We start from the raw sequence: 17316 nt of genomic DNA on the forward strand, positions 1-17316 counted from the left end.
GCACACTTTTCATTACTGGATGAGAGTGGGTGGGGAGGCGGTTTTGGCCAGGCAGCGCAATACCTCGCCCACACTCCAGGCTTGCGCAATGCAGCCGCCAGGTGTGTAAGGGGACTCAGCATCAAACACTTCACTGATGGTGCCTATGCCGGCTTCATTCAGGTGCTGGTCAAACCCCATGAGTAATTGCTGCGCTTGTGGCCCGGCATCAGGTTGTACTTTGAGCCAGGAGTCAATGTAAATGCCGATGAGCCAGCCCCAGACGGTACCTTGATGGTAAGCGGCATCCCTGGCCATAAGGTCGCCCACATAAGCTAATTTATAGTCTGGATGGTCCTTGGACAAGGAACGCAAACCATAAGGCGTCAGCAATTCTCTTTTCGCGGTTTCAAACACCGGCTGCCATTTATCTTTGTGCAGCACTTCGTGATCTAGCGAGATCGCTAACAGTTGGTTGGGGCGGCAAGCCGTATCGTCTCCAGTTTCGCCATCTACCACATCGTATAAATAACCGCCTTTGGCATACCAGAACCGTGTATTGAATGAGTCATAGGCCTGCTCGGCGATTTCCTGCAGCCAAGTGGTGGAATGTTCGCCATCTTCCTGGCGGATCCATGTGGCCAGCAGGCGCACCGCGTTATACCACAATGCATTGAGCTCAACCGCCTTGCCACGACGCGGCGTCACCACCCATCCATTGACCTTGGCGTCCATCCAGGTCAATTGATATCCTTCGGCACCCTGCTTTAATAATCCATCGGCAGGATCAATGCCAATATTAAATTGCGTGCCGCGTAAATGGTGTTCCACGATATCAATCAATTTCGGCAAGATGGCACGCAAAGTGTCTCTATCTTGCGTGGCGGAAACATAGCGATGCAAGGCATGAAAAAACCACAACGTGGCATCAGCCGTATGATACACGCCGGTTTTATCGTGTTCGGGAAACATATTGGGGATAAGGCCATCACGCACATGATTGGCAAACGTGCGCAAAATATACCCTGCCTCTTGCTGGCGGCCTGTGGCCAGGGTCAAGCCCTCCAGGCTGATCATTGTGTCGCGTCCCCAATCGGTAAACCAGTGATAGCCGGCGATAATGGTCCTGGCGTCACTGCCGGAGGCTTTCGCGCTCACAGACTCATCTGGCCTGCCAGCAGGCGTGATAATAAACTGGTCTGCGGCCAAGACTAGTTCCGCCCCCATGCCGTTTTGCAACACTGGCGAAGCAGATTGCAATAACACCTGTCTGCGCCGGATTTCCACCTCCTTGGCTTCTTGCGGCAGTTTTGAACGAATCACTTCCAGTGACTCAGTAGAAGCGATTAGGGTAGATGGCTTGCCCTTGACCATGGTCAACGCAAACGCGCCTGGACTCCAGTGATGACCAGTATGCGGATAGCCACGCGCCTCTTCAACACGGAAATGAATATCCGAATGCTTGCGCCTGTCCATGATAAAAATGGCATGCTCGCCACAAATACAGAGCCGGAGCGGAGGATAAGGGTCGCCACCATGAATTTCAAACAGGTCGTCTTTGACGACCAGCGTGTAATCCTTGGCAAACTCACGCTCTACCGTGGCCTCCTGAGGACGGAAGTGGATGGAAGGCCGCAATTCGAGTTGCAGTAAATCACCTTCAATCAGTTCATATGTAATGTGGGCAGTATTCTGGCCGTATGGCATTAGTACCCGTTTCTCGAGAATCACGCCATCAATATCGTAGCGCCAGATGGGCAAGCCCATTTCAAGGCGGAACTCCTTTAAATATTGAGAGCCGGGCATATGTAGCCGACGGCCGCTATATTCTTCTGCGGTGAGGTCTATGCGCATGCCATCCGAACGGATCACCTGCTCGGAAAGATGATTAAGCATGACAATGCGGCCAAGCGGTGCGGGTAAAGATGCAGTCAAAAACCCATGGTAGCGCCGGGTGACGGCCCCAGAAATAGTTCCTGAAGCGTACCCACCCAAGCCATTGGTCACCAGCCACTCCTGGCTCAGCAATGCGTAAGGATCATCCTGGATTTGCAACACTCGGTTTATTTGTAAAGACGACATGCTCAACCCTCCATAGCACTCGTGACAGCGATAAACACCTGCGCCGAGTGCCCCGAAATCACAAAAGACTGGCTCAAATCAATGCCATGAATCCCCTCCCCGCCATATTTGGGATGCTCGCTAGACCAAATAAGTTGCCACTGACAGCCAGCCGGGGGAGCCAGCAAAGGTTCAGCGAGTGACTCGCACCATAGATCAACGCCAAGATTAATGATGAACAAGCGGTCCATCTCGGCACTCGTGGCAAAAAAGCGCAGCAAAAAAGCACACTCGGAAATGATTGCGCCATCCACATTGTATGGATCAGAAAACACCGGATCTTCACGGCGCAATGCCAGCAATTCGTGATGCAACTGGTAAATGGCCGCATGGTGTTCGCGCTCCGAGAAATCGAGTTTACAGCGCTCAAAGGTTTTGCGCGTTTCTGGCCTGTGAATATAGGCAAGACTGAGCGGGCTTTGCAAACTTGGAAACTGCGAGAGGAACTCTGTCCGACCGATCTCCACACTGGCAGCCAATGTTGGTTCATGATCAGCAAAAAATAAAAAAGGGGCAGAAGCTCCAAATTCCTGTCCTTGAAACAGTAACGGTGTTTGTGGTGCTAACAACAACAGCGCCGTCATGGCACGCATGTCGCCCGGATGGACATGCTGGTGAAGACGTTTGCCAAAGCCTGAATTAGCCACTTGGTCATGATTCTGCAAAAAGCTGATAAAACAGCTGGCGGCTTTCCCTAACACCGGGGTGCCACGCACTTTCTCCTGCCAGGCGTAATATTGCCCCTGATACAGGTAACCCCATTTGGTTAAAGAAATGAGTTCCTGGACAGTCCCCTTGTAATCGTGAAAATAAGCTTCACGCTTGCCACGTATGGCCACGTTCGTCGAGTGGTGAAAGTCATCATTCCACACGGCATCCAGGCCATAACCTCCTTGGTCAACAGGCGCTGTCGCATAGGCTTGTTGTGATTCATTTTCACCTATAAAGTAAAGGGTCCTGTGTGCCGCCACTTTTCTGGCAGCGCTGATCATCTCGGCAATAATATGCATGGGGGAATCGTCGTAGATAAAATGTGTCGCATCAAAACGCAAACCATCCAGGTGGAACGTTTCAATCCAATTACAGACATTGGCAATGAAATACTCCCTCACTGCAACAGATTCTGGTCCATCAAAATTGATCGCCGCCCCCCAGTCACTGCTATAGCGCTCCGAGTAATAGTGATCACTGAATACACTGAAATAAGCCCCACTTGGGCCAACATGGTTGTAAATCACATCCAGGATTACAGCGATGCCCTGGGCATGTGCTTCATTGACAAAAGCACGGAAATCATCCGGTGTGCCATAGCCATGATATGGCGCAAAAAAGCCCACCACGTCATAACCCCAGCCAAATGCACCATCAAACTCTGCCACGGGCATCAGTTCTATTGTAGTGACGCCTAATCTCGCCAATTCTTTTAACTCACAAGCTGCCGCCTCATAAGTGCCTGCCTGGGTAAAAGTGCCGATATGCATTTCATACAACACGTGACGCCCTGAAGGAATGCCAGACCAAGCACTGTCTGTCCATGCAAACAAATCAGGCTTCACAATACAGGAAGCGGCATGGGGCCCTTCGGGCTGGTAATGCGACGCGGGATCTGGATACAACCGTGTATCGTCGTTGATTTGGAACTGGTACCGGTCACCCGCCTGCGCAGCTGGATGGAATAGCGACCAGTATCCGTTTGCTTCAGGTTGTAGCGGAATGGCTGAACCCGAATGATGGTTAAGTATGAGTGAAAGTTGTCGGGCATTAGGCGCCCAGATGCGAAAGTGGGCCCCACCTTCTGGTTGACATTCTGCACCAATGGGGAACCGTCTAGTCATGAAAAATCACCGTGTTCTGCGATACAACGCATTTTGATGCTCACAAACATCTGTGGCGATCAATAAATAAAATGCCATGAGGCACAAAAAATAACCCGGCGAAGGTTACTTCGCCGGGCATCGTCATCAATTAATTATTTTTATGACTTTGGCTTCCAGCCTTGGCGTGCTGTTGACTGGAACCACCGCGGGTGGAAGACCCTTGGTTACTGCCCTGGTTCTTGTGGCTTTGGCTACCAGCTTTTGCATGTTGTTCACTAGAGCCTCCACGGGTACTGTTTTGATTTGAAGCCATAACTATCTCCTTTTCGCTTCCGGATGATCGTCACATTGCACCGATATCCAGAAATTTAAAGTGAATTAAGCAATGTGTGAGGCCATGTTAAAACTCCATAAGTCGTAAAATTATCCGCTCATGGCTGATTGCCTTGTCAGAAATTCATTAGAAACCGGAAAGCAGAACGCTTCTAAAATGGACTTAGATTTGTATCTTAGTGGTTGAAATTCATGCCAAAATCTACCGGAAAAAGTCTCTCACTTGCGTCAGAAAATTCTGACATCGCTATCAGAATGATGAGACTGCCCTCTACACAACCCGCTTTTTAGAATGTCAACGCGTAAAACTTTTATGCGTTTTAAAACGTGTTCATTTAAATAAGGACGAACAAATCATGAAAAAATTATTGGTGGGTGCATTACTGATGGCTGGCTCAATGACTGCCAGTGCAGGCGTGGCCGTGACAGTCGGCCAGCCTGGCTTTTATGGGCAAATCGTTCTCGGGGATGCCTACCCCACCCCTCAAGTCATTTATCCCCAGCCAGTGATCATCCAACCGCCACCCGTCGCCGTCGTACAACCGCCTTTGTATTTACATGTACCACCCGGCCATATGAAAAAATGGGGCCGTTATTGTGGAAACTATGGCGCATGCGGTAGACAAGTATATTTTGTGCAAGACAGCTGGTACCAAAATGTCTACGTCCCTCGCTACAATGCGCATGCAGGTAGACCTGGTGGCGGTCCTGACAGATGGGATCATCATGACGATCACAGACACGGAGGCGGGCCGGGTAAAAAAGGTGGCGGCCCTGGCAATGGTCGTGGTCACGGCCATGGTAAAGATTAATGCCCTTTGTAAGGAAGAAGTCAGCCAAGATTGCTATCGTATGCTTTGCTGGCTTCATTAGTTTTAACCGTAACAACCGATTGATAAGCGATTGCTTTCATCACGCGTCTTATAAATGATGCGCCTGGAATGCCCCTTGTTCAGAACGTTGTTTTATCAGGGCAAGGATTTTGCACTCTTTTTTATTACATTCCTTACTCACCTCTGCTCAAAGTGCAGTCTCCTGTCCGCCTTACGAGTATCCGCCTATTTTTCCGCAACCGCTTCCACTTCCAAACTGACAGGAAAATTAAGTCTTCTTATCGAAATTCCCTGGAACTTTCAAATGGGCTAGCACTCTCATGCTTTGAGTGCTAAAATCATTTTAAACCATCTTCTTTTTTAAGGAGTTTATTATTAACGCTTTGACATTACCTGTTGTTTCATCGGCTGACAGCCTGGATAAATACCTGCAGACCATCAAGCAGTTTCCAGTGCTCACGGCAGAGGAAGAGTATGGTTACGCTACCCGCCTGAAAGAAAGCGGTGACCTGGAATCTGCGCGCGCACTGATTGTGTCGCATTTGCGTCTGGTCGCCAGTATTGCGCGTGGTTACAGCGGTTATGGCTTGCCACAGTCCGACCTGATTCAGGAAGGCAATATTGGCCTGATGAAAGCGGTTAAACGCTTTGACCCGGATCGTGGCGTGCGCCTGGTTTCATTTGCCATGCACTGGATCAAAGCCGAGATTCACGAATACATTGTGCGCAACTGGCGCCTGGTGAAAACAGCCACGACCAAGGCACAGCGCAAACTGTTCTTCAACCTGCGTAGCATGAAGCAAGGGTTTGAAACCTTGAGCCAGGATGATGTGCATCGCATCGCGACCGAGCTCAATGTGAAACCGGAAGAAGTGACTGAAATGGAATATCGCCTCAATGGTCAGGAGATTTCACTGGATGCGCAGGTAGATGAAGATGGCGAAGAAGTATATAGCCCTATTTCCTTCCTGGAGGATGAAGGCCCTGAGCCTTCTACGCTGCTGGAAAATCTGCAGAATGAGCACATGCAGACTGAAGGCTTAAGCAACGCATTGCAGCAACTTGATGAGCGTAGCCGCCGCGTATTGCAGGCACGCTGGCTGACCGAAGGTGATTCAGCCACCTTGCATGAGCTGGCTGCAGAATTCAATGTGTCGGCTGAGCGTATCCGCCAGATTGAGCAAAAAGCGATGCAAAAAATTAAAACCTATATGCTGGAAAGCAAATAACAAAAACGGGTGCTTAGGCACCCGTTTTTGTTTCATGGCTTTATTTTTATTGGCGACGGAAGTTGAATTGATACAAGTGCCCTTAGGCCGCTTGTATGATCACTTCTTCATGCGCTAACGCAAACATGGCTTTGCCATTGAGCTGATCCAGTTCAGCCAGTTGCTGGCGAATCGATAGCTCCACTTGCTCTAGATCGGCAATCCGTTCCTCTAGCGTATCCGTCGCCTGGTAAATACGCTTGATACTTTCTACACGCCGCTTAAGCTGCACATGATGTTCACGCATCTGGCTTTCCATAGGCGCAATCACTGCCTTAAGCCAGCTCTCAGTATCGCGGTTTGCCGCCTCATATTCCAGGATCACATGACTCGCCAGCGTTTCAAAAAACTTGCTGGTCAACGTCAGTTTTTCGTGGGCAATCATATTGAAGGTAGTATTAAACTGGTCACGGTAAATCGTTTCCAGTTTATTGAGGGCTTTCAAATAGCGTGAAGTAGAGAATGGTGGTGGCGTCTTTTGCAGCAAACCATGTTCTTTGGAGAATTTTTCATACATGGCCTCCATCATTTTCTTGATTTCAAGCACATGCACATCGGCATCCATCATGCGGCGCTTGAGATCACTGAAAAAGTCATCCATGGCCTGACGCATGGTTTTGGTAAACGCCGCTTTCATCATGGTATCGCGGGTTTCACGGACCTTGGTTTTGAGGGCCGGCATCCCCAGATGGTGGAATAACTGGTTGGACTGCACAGAAAATACACTACGCAAAGCCTGGTAGCGCTGCAAACCCACTTCAAAATTCACCTTATCCTGCTTGACCTTGCGCATCATTTGCGCAATCACATCTTCGTTTTTGCCTTGCAGGCAGCGCAGCTCGTCCGTTTGGTCAAGCACACTTTGCAAACGCGTTTCCAGCGTAATATGCGTTTGCTGCATCATGTCTTCAATTTCGCCCTGTATGCTTTCACGCACGATTTCCTGCTTGGCAGGGATCAGCTCGTCAGACAGGTTTCGCTCCAGTTGCAGCAAGCGGCTCTTTTGCAGCAGTACCTGATCACCTTTCACCTTGGCCAGCAGGCCTTTCTGGGCAGAGGTCGGCAAAATCTGGTCGCGTGGCAAGCCGAGTAATTCGGCTGTATTTTGCAACTGGCGATAGAGTTCGGTTTCGACTTCATCGTCAGTTTTCAATGGGTCCCATAAACCATCGATTTTATTGAGCACCGCCATGCGGCCTTTTTGCTTCCAGCGTGCGCCACTGATATAACGGCGCCAGACTTCCATTTCAGATTTGGTGACGCCGGTGTCGGCGCCCAGGATAAACAATACGGCATGCGCATTGGGCAACATGCTCATGGTCAACTCAGGTTCTGCGCCAATCGCATTCAAGCCTGGCGTATCGAGAATCACCAGACCCTGTTTGAGCAAAGGATGTGGAAAATTAATCACGGCGTAGCGCCAGCAAGGGATTTCCAGCAAGCCATCTTGACCGATGAGCATGGCATCATCCGGCTGTTCCGGATGGTATAAACCTAAAGACTGGGCCTCTTCTACGGTGACACGGCGTGTGCGGCTCACCTCTTTAAAGGCCTCCACCATGCTTTCACGTGAGTGCGCATCAAATTCAACCACAGACCATGCTTGTGGCGTACGACGGTATTCAGTGATGGAAATCTGGTGGGTGCTGGTTTCAATTGGCAGTAATGACAAACTCACCGGTTTGCCATTGTCATAGCGTAATTCGGTGGGACACATGGTGGTGCGCCCGGCGCCGGATGGCAGCAAACGGTGGCCGTAACCGGAAAAGAAAATCGCGTTAATAAGCTCGGATTTGCCGCGCGAGAATTCGGCGACAAATGCCACGTTCAGCTTATCCTCACGCAGGCGGTTTAGTTGCTGCTGTATGCGCTCTTCTATCTGCACATCGCTGAGCTGTTTATCGGCCAACCAGCGCCGATACTCCCCTAAGACATCAGCAATCGATTGACGCCAGCGTGTGTACAAATCAAATTGTTGTGCCAGTCTGTTGTTTTCCATAGGACCTGCTTAATTGTTATAAGGTAACCTATTCATGATTGTCTGTTTTCCAGTAATCTATCACGAAATAATAAAAGTTCAAATAAATCATGTAGGTATAGCTATTAATTCACAAATAAAATGAATTATCAACCATAAGATACAACAACCTAGCCTCATGCGTTGCATGCCTGCATCTGCTATCATGCGCATAATCAAAGTTATCGACTCAACCCACGACTTTCTTCAATGCTATGAGCGGTCTTCACCCCGATTGTCCTACCCCTACCCTGATCCAATTGCATCAGGGATCACACCTGCTGGAAATACACTTCGACAACCATACCGAGTGCATGTTGTCTTGCGAGTTTTTGCGTGTTTACTCTCCGTCAGCCGAAGTCCGCGGGCATGGCGCAGGCCAGGAAGTACTACAACTGGATAAAGAAAATGTGAACATCACCGGGATTGAACCCGTTGGCCGCTATGCTATCAAACTGATCTTTGATGACGGTCATGATACTGGCCTGTATTCATGGGATTATTTGTACTACCTGGCACAACATTATGAAAGTTTGTGGCAAGACTACGTGACTAAACTGACCATCGCTGGCCATACCCGTAAGGAACCGATACATGCAGCAAAACACTGATCAGGAAAAAACCACCCATTTTGGCTTTGACACGGTAGCGGAGTCAGACAAACAGAAAAAAGTCGGTGAGGTGTTTCATTCGGTCGCGCAAAAATACGACATCATGAATGATGTCATGTCCGCTGGCATGCACCGTTTGTGGAAGCGATTTGCGGTCGATATCAGCGGTGTCGGGCCCGGCGACAAGGTGCTGGATATCGCCGGCGGTAGCGGCGACCTATCCCGCCTGTTTGCAAAAAAGGTAGGCACGCAATCAGCGGCCAATCCAGGGACCGTGATCCTGACTGACATCAATGCCTCCATGCTGGGCGTGGGCCGCGACCGCATGATAGATGCCGGGCTCAATATCCCGGCCGCACAGTGTAATGCCGAAATCCTGCCATTTGCAGATGAGACTTTTCATTGCGTGATCGTCGCCTTTGGCCTGCGTAATATGACCCATAAAGACGTTGCGTTACGTGAAATGCAACGTGTGCTAAAGCCTGGTGGTCGTTTGCTCGTGCTTGAGTTCTCAAAGGTCTGGCAGCCATTGGAAAAACTGTACGACACCTATTCATTCAAGTTACTGCCAAAATTTGGTAAATGGATCGCCAACGATGAGCCCAGCTACCGCTACCTGGCGGAAAGCATACGCATGCACCCTGACCAGGAAACGCTCAAACACATGATGCATGAAGCTGGCTTTGGCAAAGTGGATTATTACAATCTGACTGCCGGCGTTGTTGCCCTGCACAAAGGCATCAAGCACTAAGCCATGTTTAAACCATTGATTCAATTTGTGCTGCAACACCTGATGCAGCAAAACAGCTGGACGGCGCCATTGTTACAGCCGTACGCATACAAAACCCTGCGCATTGACTTCAAGGTCGCCCAGGTGATGCTGACAATTCTCAATAGCGGCGAACTGGCTATTGCAGCCGACTCGGCCACCGCTGACGCTACCATACATCTGCCACCTAGTTTGGCGATGCGCCTATTGCGGCAAGACCCGCTGGCATACAGCCTGATTAAAATTGAAGGCGATGCCACTCTCGGCATGGAAGTTGGCAAGATACTCTCTGCTATCCGCTGGGACGTTGAAGACGACCTGAGCAAAATCGTAGGTGACATTGCAGCTTATCAGGTCGTGCAATTAGGACAGGAAAAACTACAACACTGGCACGGCCAAGCCAAAAACCTGGGTGAAATGCTGGTGGAATACTGGCAGGAAGAACGCCCGATCATTGCCAAAAAAATCCATATCGAGCAATTTAACCGCTCTGTTGACCGACTGCGTGAAGACACTGACAGACTGGAACAGCGCGTTGAGAAACTGCTTGCTGCCGCCACGCCTCCTGAAAGTCAGTAAGCATGCATTGGTTACGTTTTTTTCATATTATCGGTGTACTGATCTGGTACCGCCTTGATGTTTTCTTTATCCGTGATGAACAGCCGGGAATCGTCTCCCGTCTGCTCAATTTACTCCTTTTCTGGCGGCATGCGCCAGAAAAGCGCGCAGTACGCCTGCGGCTGGCACTGGAAAAATTAGGACCCATTTTCGTCAAGTTCGGCCAGATGCTCTCCACGCGCCGTGACCTGCTGCCGCCAGATGTCGCTGACGAACTCACCAAGCTGCAGGACCAGGTCCCCCCGTTTAGCTATACACAGGTTGAAGCTATCATCAATCAGGCATTTGGTGCACCTCTGGCAACCGTCTATGCCGAGTTTAATACGACGCCTGTCGCCAGCGCCTCAGTCGCACAAGTGCATTTTGCCAGGCTGCACAGTGGCGAGCAGGTCGCTGTTAAAGTACTGCGTCCCGGCATTGCGGCCATTATTCACCGCGATATTGCCCTGTTACGTACCTTGGCCTGGTGGGTTAAAAAGGTTTCCAGCGAAGGCCGTCGCCTCAAGCCCGAAGAAATGGTGGATGAATTTGCCCGCCATACCGAGCATGAACTCGATTTGACGCTGGAAGCTGCACACTGCGCCCAATTAGGCCGCAACTTCAGTGACCGCCGCCTGCTGGTTCCCGCAGTGTATTGGGATTACTCGCACAAGCAAGTCATGACCATGCAGCGCATGCATGGTACGCCAGTGCGGGATACGGCCTCGCTGGCGGCTTACGGCATTAATCTGACCCAACTGGCACACGAAGGCGTAGAAATCTTTTTCACACAGGTGTTCCGCGACGGCTTCTTCCATGCCGACATGCATCCCGGCAACATCCAGGTGGTCACCGAAGGACCGGATAAAGGCAAATTCATTGCGCTGGACTTTGGCATCATGGGCAGCCTGACGCCTACGGACCAGTATTACCTGGCGCGTAATTTCTTGGCCTTCTTCAACCGCGATTACCGTGATGTGGCCGTGGCCCACATTGAATCTGGCTGGGTTCCGGCAGACACCAATGTGGAAGCCCTCGAAACCGCCGTACGTGCTATTTGTGAACCGATCTTTGAAAAACCGCTTAAGGATATTTCTTTTGGCCGTACGCTGCTGAGCTTGTTCCAGATGTCACGCCGCTTTGGTGTCAATATCCAGCCACAGCTCATCATGTTGCAAAAAACCCTGCTCAACATTGAAGGGCTAGGCCGTGAACTTGACCCGAACATTGACCTTTGGCAAAGTGCGAAGCCTTTCCTCAAACGATGGATGAGCGAACAGATCGGCTGGCGCAGCCTGCTCAAGTCTGCCAAACGCGAACTTCCTTATATGCTGGCCCATGCAGCCGAAATGCCGCGCTTGTTTGAACAATATTTGCGCAACCAAACCGAGCTTGGCAAACAACAAAACCGCATTGACGCCCTGCTCGTGTCACAGCACCGACAGGCGACCTGGCAAAAATGGGCCACCACCGCCATCATCGTGCTGGTATTACTACAATTTGCAAGTTTGTTCCTGCTGTTTAACCACTAAGGGAGATCAACCATGCGCCACATCAAACCACTGCTGGCAATCGTTTCCTTCTTGCTCTCTTATTCCGTACATGCGGCAGACCTGGTCGGCCTTTGGCAAACCACGGATGACCGTACCGGCAAACCGCGATCACTGATACGTATGACAGAGAATGCCGGTGAATACAATGCTGTTGTTGAAAAAGGTTTACTCGCGACTGACACTGGCGATGCAGTCTGCGACAAGTGTACTGACGAACGTAAAGGCCAGAAAATTGTGGGCATGACGATAGCCAAACACTTGAAATCATCAAGCAAAAGTAATGTATATGAGGGCGGTGAAATCCTGGACCCTGAAAATGGCAAAACCTACAAATGCAAAATGACCCTGAGCCCCAACGGAAACGAGCTGGAAGTGCGCGGCTTTATCGGCTTTTCATTGCTGGGACGCTCTCAGACCTGGAAGCGGATTGAGTAAATTGTGCATAATTGTAAAAAGGCCTGATTTTCAGGCCTTTTTAGTCTCCATTCCTGCAAGAAAACCATGCTTAGGCATGGTTTTGTTTTAAAATCGGCCTTTTGCAATCAAAGGAAACTGGCTGTGCTGATCTGGTTTGTTGTGGCGTATTTACTGGTCTCAATAGGCATAGGCCTGATTGCCGCCATAAACGTGCACAACACTAAAGATTATGCCGTCGCAGGCCGCCATTTGCCACTGCCTGTGGTCATGGCCACGGTTTTTGCCACCTGGTTTGGCGCAGAAGCGGTTTTTGGTGTCTCTGCCACCTTTGTGCGTGAAGGCCTGACCGGGGTGGCGGCTGACCCTTTTGGATCCAGTATGTGCCTGATACTGGCCGGCATTTTCTTTTCCAGCCGCCTGTACAAACTCAACATCCTGACCCTGGGCGATTTCTACCGCATGCGTTATAACCGTTCGGTAGAAGTCCTCACCACCATTGCCATGGTGATCTCCTACATGGGCTGGGTCGCCGCCCAAATCAAGGCACTGGGGCTGATTTTCAACCTGATCAGTCATGGGGCTATTTCCGAGCAGACAGGCATGATTGTTGGTACAGCCATTGTGCTGACTTACACGACATTAGGCGGCATGCTGTCCGTAGCGATTCTGGACTTTGTACAAATGATCGTGGTCATCGGTGGCTTGTTGTATATCGCGAGTATTGTCTCTGACCAGACAGGCGGTATCGCCCCTGTGATCGAGCATGCACGTCATGCTGGCAAACTGCACTTTTTCCCGCAATCCACAAACTGGAGCGTCTGGCTGACCTTTCTCGGTGGTTGGCTGACAATGATGCTGGGTTCTATCCCGCAACAGGATGTGTTCCAGCGCATCACCTCGGCCAAAACTGCCAGAATTGCCTTGTGGGGCTCTATTTTTGGCGCAAGCATTTATTTCTGTTTTACCTTTGTGCCCATGTTTATTGCCTATGCGGCCACCCTGATCGATCCGGCCACCCTGATCGATCCGGCCACTTTTGGCACATTAGTCAACACAGACTCCCAACGCGTGTTACCAACCCTAGTACTGACACATACGCCATTACTAGCCCAAGCCATCTTTTTTGGTGCGGTACTCTCTGCCATCATGAGCTGCTCGTCAGCCACTTTACTGGCGCCTTCGGTCACCTTTGCCGAAAACGTGGTGAAAGGGTTTATGCCACAGATGAATGACCATGCCTTCCTGCGCGTCATGCGTCTGTGCCTGATAGGCTTTGCAGGCATGGTATTGCTGTACGCGCTAAACTCGGAACTGTCTATTTTTGGCATGGTGGAAAGTGCTTACAAAGTCACGCTGGCGGGCGCATTTATCCCCTTGTTATTTGGCGCATTCTGGAAGCGAGCGACCAGCCAGGGCGCAATGGCGGCCATCATTTTCGGCATTGCCAGCTGGGTGCTGATTGAAATTCTGGTAGGCGAAGACAGCCTGGTACCCGCACAACTGGCAGGCTTGGTGATCAGTGCAGCAGCCATGGTCATCGGCTCATTGCTGCCACAAAAGATTGGCGGAACGCCTCATAGCCCTTCCGGTTATTTGCACGAACACGCAGCACGCAGTCATCCACATTAAATCAGCCCCCATTCACCTGACAATCAGTGGAATACATCTCCAAAATGGCAACTTTTCAAATAAATAAAGTCATTTTATATTGATGATAATGCTTTTCTGGGATCATCTGTTTTGAGAAAATTAAATATTTATGGTCGTTAACAAGCGTCACTACACCCTACTTCTAAGCGCTATTGTACTCATTGGCTTTGTTGCGACCAGCCTCATCGGTTACTTTGTCGCCAAGGACTCCATGACTGAGCGTTTGCAGGAGGAAATGCTACCGCTCACCAGTGATAACATTTACTCCGAAATTCAGCGCGACTTGCTGCAGCCCTTACTGATCTCGTCCCTGATGGCTAACGATGTGTTTGTGTTCGACTGGGTCAATGATGGCGAACAAGATGCCCGCAAAATGACCAGCTACCTGGCGCAGATCCAGAAAAAATATAACACCATCACCGCTTTTTTTGTGTCAGAAAGCTCTGGCAACTATTATCACCCAAGTGGTGTATTGAAACGCGTTTCCAGCAAAAACCCTGATGATCGCTGGTACTTTGACGCGAAGAACTCTGCCGGCCCCTACGTCATCAATATAGATCGGGATACCGCAGACAAGCGTCGGCTCAGCATTTTTGTTAACTACCGCATTGAAGATAAATCCGGCAAGTTTATTGGCGTGATAGGAGTCGGTTTATCCCTGCAAACGGTTGCTGAACTTATAGAAAATTACCAGAAGCGCTATGGGCGAGAAATTTACTTCGTGAACCGTCAGGGCGAAGTCATGCTACAAAGCAGTCACTATCGTTCAGAGTTGCATTTACAGGACAAAGCCGGGCTGGACAAAGCGTTTCTTAAAGTATTGACCTCTCCCAGTGCTTCATTTTCATTCAAAACCAGCAGTGGTAACACGTTATACCTCAATAGCCGCCTGGTGCCCGAATTTGACTGGTACCTGATTGTAGAACAGGTCAATGACCCAAGCTCTGAGCGCATAGAAACTGCCTTCTTTATCAACCTGGCGGTCGCTGTCATCATCAGCATGATCGTGCTGGCACTGGCGCACTTTGCCGTGCGTGGTTACCACGACAAGCTGGAGATGATGGCGACTCAGGACAAACTGACAGGCGTCGCCAGCCGTCAGGTATTTGAATTCTATTTCAAGCAAGCGGTCGCGCGCAGCAAACGCCGTGATGAATCGGTATCACTTGTTTTGCTGGATATTGACCTGTTCAAGCAAATCAATGACTCTTATGGCCACCAGGCGGGCGACCTGGTATTGACCCGGGTGGCAAATCTGATCAAATCCCACATTCGAGAAGAGGATGTGGTCTGCCGCTGGGGTGGAGAAGAGTTTTTATTGCTACTTTCTGGCTGCAATATACAACATGCCAGGGACATTACCGAACTCATCCGTTCGGCGGTTGCTAGCATGCAATTTCATTTCAATAACGAGATTGTGCACATCACGGTCAGTGCTGGCATGGCAGAAATGCACACGGATGAATTGCTGGGCCAGGTGGTAGAGCGGGCAGACCATCATTTGTATGCCGCCAAACGTGCGGGGCGCAATTGCATCAGGCCAGAGGTGGATGAAGAAGAATAAGCCTTTTACTTGTTAGCGGCACGTCCTGCAGCACGTGTGTCACGTGGCTGGCAAACCTGGCAATAGAAGGTTGAACGCTGTCCTAGCCGTATGGTGAAAATGGCTTGCTGGCAAACACGGCAAGGCTCCCCGGTGCGGCCATAGACGAAATAAGTCTGCTGGAAATAGCCAGGATTACCATCCGCCCCAAAAAAGTCCCGCAGGCTGCTGCCACCGGCCTCCAATGCTGCATTCAGCGTGGCCTTGATCTCCTGCACCAGCAACTCACATTGTGCCAGGCTTAATGACTTGGCAGGTGTTTCTGGATGAATACCTGCACGAAACAGAGACTCGCTGGCATAAATATTCCCCACACCCACCACCAGGTGCGCATCCATGATGTTAATTTTGATCGCTGCATTGCGGGTACGCAATTGCCGGTACAAATAATCCGCGTTGAAGGCAGGCTCTAATGGCTCTGGCCCGAGGCGATTGAGCAAGACATGCTGCATGGGGTCCTGGTCCAGCCACAACACTGCACCAAAACGCCTTGGGTCACGCAATCGGATCACGCGACCATCAACAAAGCGGATATCAAAATGGTCATGTTTTTCAGCGGGGAAATCGCGCTCCAGCAGGCACAAACGGCCAGACATCCCTAGATGCAACAGCAATACACCTTCCACGTCAGTGGACCCTATTTCTGCAAGAATATATTTGGCACGGCGCCTAAGCTTGAGTACCCTGCGGCCTTGTAAATGCTGGGGCAAATCGGCCGGAATGGGCCAGCGCAAGCCATGATGGCGAATGGTAGCCTGCTCAATCAGGGCACCTTCAACAGGTAACAACCCTCGGCGCGTAACCTCAACCTCAGGCAATTCAGGCATGGCAATTATTTGCTGTCTGGAGTCTGGATATTGACCGGTGGATTGACCATGGTAAAGCCGGTGTCATTGCTGAAGTGATAAATAATACCTTCATCCGGGCGTGCCAACAGGTACTCCGGTGACTCCTGCAATTTATCAAAATGTACTTTTTTACCATTGCGCAACAATACTTCAAAGGAAGGATAGGACTGCTTGCGATCCGGTGTGTAAAACTCTACTGAAACCGCTTGTGCCTGTACCCAGCTGAAATCACTCCACTCGTTCATATCGTTCTGGGTAGGTTTTGCTTTGGGGTCATTTGCAGACCACTTTCCTTCATTGGATAACTCTACCTTGAGGGCATTTTCTTCCCATTGCTCGAGGTGAGCCAGGTCAAAACCAGCCAGTTGCTTGCGCTCTGTCGGGGACAATGGGGTTTTATCCACCATTTCAATGGGCTGTGTAGAAGCAGCCTCTCCATATTGGCCAGGCAATAAATACACCTGTCCGGCAAAACCCACATATTGCTCTTCAGTGACGGGATTGAACGTACCAAACGTAAATACCTGGTCGCCTTTTGCACCTGACAAGGTGAGTTTTAGCACAGGCTGGTCCAGTCCATATTTTGCCGCATCCTGCAATGGCAGCCTGGTCGCAGTCGTGGCAGCAATAATAGAGATGATACGTTGTACTGAAGGCTGGTCTGCACGTGCGGCATATGGTTTCCGCATCATCCAGTACCCATCCTGTTTCTCAAACACCGTTGGTGCTTTGGCGGGAAACTCGGCTTTCACCGCCTCAAAATCCGCCATCTTCAGGCTGGATACCTCAAACCTGGCTGATGCTGCCTGCTCTTGTGGTTTTAAGTGCAAAAACGCAGCAATGCCAACCACAATGACCAGCAACAATAGATTCAGAATCCATCTTTTTTTCATAATACGA

At 50.2% G+C, this 17316-nt stretch carries 15 protein-coding genes; 9 read left to right on the forward strand and 6 right to left on the reverse strand.

Annotation, left to right across the window (positions count from 1 at the left end):
* Positions 1–12: 12 nt before the first annotated feature.
* The 3 genes from F463_RS0104875 to F463_RS15020 all read right to left on the reverse strand — a co-directional run bounded on the left by F463_RS0104875 (position 13) and on the right by F463_RS15020 (position 4230).
* Complete coding sequence (locus tag F463_RS0104875; RefSeq protein ID WP_018985935.1) at positions 13–2061, reverse strand: amylo-alpha-1,6-glucosidase; 2049 nt, start codon at positions 2059–2061, stop codon at positions 13–15.
* A gap of 2 nt (positions 2062–2063) precedes the next feature.
* The gene (gene treZ / locus F463_RS0104880; protein ID WP_018985936.1) at positions 2064–3935 is read right to left on the reverse strand and encodes a malto-oligosyltrehalose trehalohydrolase; all 1872 of its coding nucleotides are present in this window, start codon (positions 3933–3935) and stop codon (positions 2064–2066) included.
* A 130-nt stretch (positions 3936–4065) separates the two neighbouring features.
* Positions 4066–4230, reverse strand: a complete 165-nt coding sequence (locus F463_RS15020) for a hypothetical protein (protein WP_018985937.1) — start codon at positions 4228–4230, stop codon at positions 4066–4068.
* 376 nt (positions 4231–4606) lie between these two features.
* On the opposite strand from F463_RS15020, the gene F463_RS0104890 reads away from it, so the two are divergent.
* Together F463_RS0104890 and rpoH are read left to right on the forward strand one after the other, a co-directional pair.
* Complete coding sequence (locus F463_RS0104890) at positions 4607–5062, forward strand: hypothetical protein (protein ID WP_018985938.1); 456 nt, start codon at positions 4607–4609, stop codon at positions 5060–5062.
* Positions 5063–5466: 404 nt separating this feature from the next.
* The gene (gene rpoH / locus F463_RS0104895; protein ID WP_018985939.1) at positions 5467–6312 is read left to right on the forward strand and encodes an RNA polymerase sigma factor RpoH; all 846 of its coding nucleotides are present in this window, start codon (positions 5467–5469) and stop codon (positions 6310–6312) included.
* 82 nt (positions 6313–6394) lie between these two features.
* Here the strand turns inward: rpoH and F463_RS0104900 are convergent, their stop codons facing one another.
* Complete coding sequence (locus F463_RS0104900; RefSeq protein WP_018985940.1) at positions 6395–8350, reverse strand: dynamin family protein; 1956 nt, start codon at positions 8348–8350, stop codon at positions 6395–6397.
* Between the two features lie 233 nt (positions 8351–8583).
* Between F463_RS0104900 and F463_RS0104905 the strand changes: the two genes are divergently transcribed.
* From F463_RS0104905 to F463_RS0104935, 7 genes are all read left to right on the forward strand, one after another.
* Entirely contained in the window at positions 8584–8979 is a 396-nt protein-coding gene (locus F463_RS0104905) for a gamma-butyrobetaine hydroxylase family protein (protein ID WP_026295312.1), read from the forward strand.
* Positions 8963–9730, forward strand: a complete 768-nt coding sequence (gene ubiE / locus F463_RS0104910) for a bifunctional demethylmenaquinone methyltransferase/2-methoxy-6-polyprenyl-1,4-benzoquinol methylase UbiE (RefSeq protein ID WP_018985942.1) — start codon at positions 8963–8965, stop codon at positions 9728–9730. Before F463_RS0104905 ends, ubiE begins: the two co-directional genes overlap by 17 nt.
* Positions 9731–9733: 3 nt before the next feature.
* On the forward strand, positions 9734–10327 hold the full coding sequence (locus tag F463_RS0104915; protein WP_018985943.1) for a ubiquinone biosynthesis accessory factor UbiJ: 594 nt from the start codon (positions 9734–9736) through the stop codon (positions 10325–10327).
* A 2-nt stretch (positions 10328–10329) separates the two neighbouring features.
* Positions 10330–11877, forward strand: a complete 1548-nt coding sequence (ubiB, locus tag F463_RS0104920) for a ubiquinone biosynthesis regulatory protein kinase UbiB (protein WP_018985944.1) — start codon at positions 10330–10332, stop codon at positions 11875–11877.
* Positions 11878–11889: 12 nt separating this feature from the next.
* Positions 11890–12333 carry a DUF2147 domain-containing protein gene (locus F463_RS0104925; protein ID WP_018985945.1) on the forward strand — a complete coding sequence of 148 codons (444 nt, stop codon included), beginning with the start codon at positions 11890–11892 and terminating at the stop codon, positions 12331–12333.
* A 123-nt stretch (positions 12334–12456) separates the two neighbouring features.
* Positions 12457–13944 carry a high affinity choline transporter 1 gene (locus tag F463_RS0104930; RefSeq protein WP_026295313.1) on the forward strand — a complete coding sequence of 496 codons (1488 nt, stop codon included), beginning with the start codon at positions 12457–12459 and terminating at the stop codon, positions 13942–13944.
* 130 nt (positions 13945–14074) lie between these two features.
* On the forward strand, positions 14075–15529 hold the full coding sequence (locus tag F463_RS0104935; RefSeq protein ID WP_018985947.1) for a sensor domain-containing diguanylate cyclase: 1455 nt from the start codon (positions 14075–14077) through the stop codon (positions 15527–15529).
* Positions 15530–15534: 5 nt separating this feature from the next.
* Here the strand turns inward: F463_RS0104935 and mutM are convergent, their stop codons facing one another.
* Positions 15535–16395, reverse strand: coding sequence for a bifunctional DNA-formamidopyrimidine glycosylase/DNA-(apurinic or apyrimidinic site) lyase (mutM, locus tag F463_RS0104940; protein WP_018985948.1), 861 nt, complete (start codon positions 16393–16395; stop codon positions 15535–15537).
* 5 nt (positions 16396–16400) lie between these two features.
* Complete coding sequence (locus tag F463_RS0104945; protein ID WP_018985949.1) at positions 16401–17309, reverse strand: DUF4340 domain-containing protein; 909 nt, start codon at positions 17307–17309, stop codon at positions 16401–16403.
* Positions 17310–17316 lie beyond the last annotated feature (7 nt).

Source organism: Methylophilus methylotrophus DSM 46235 = ATCC 53528 (assembly GCF_000378225.1).
In the GTDB taxonomy this organism is placed as follows: Bacteria; Pseudomonadota; Gammaproteobacteria; order Burkholderiales; family Methylophilaceae; genus Methylophilus; species Methylophilus methylotrophus.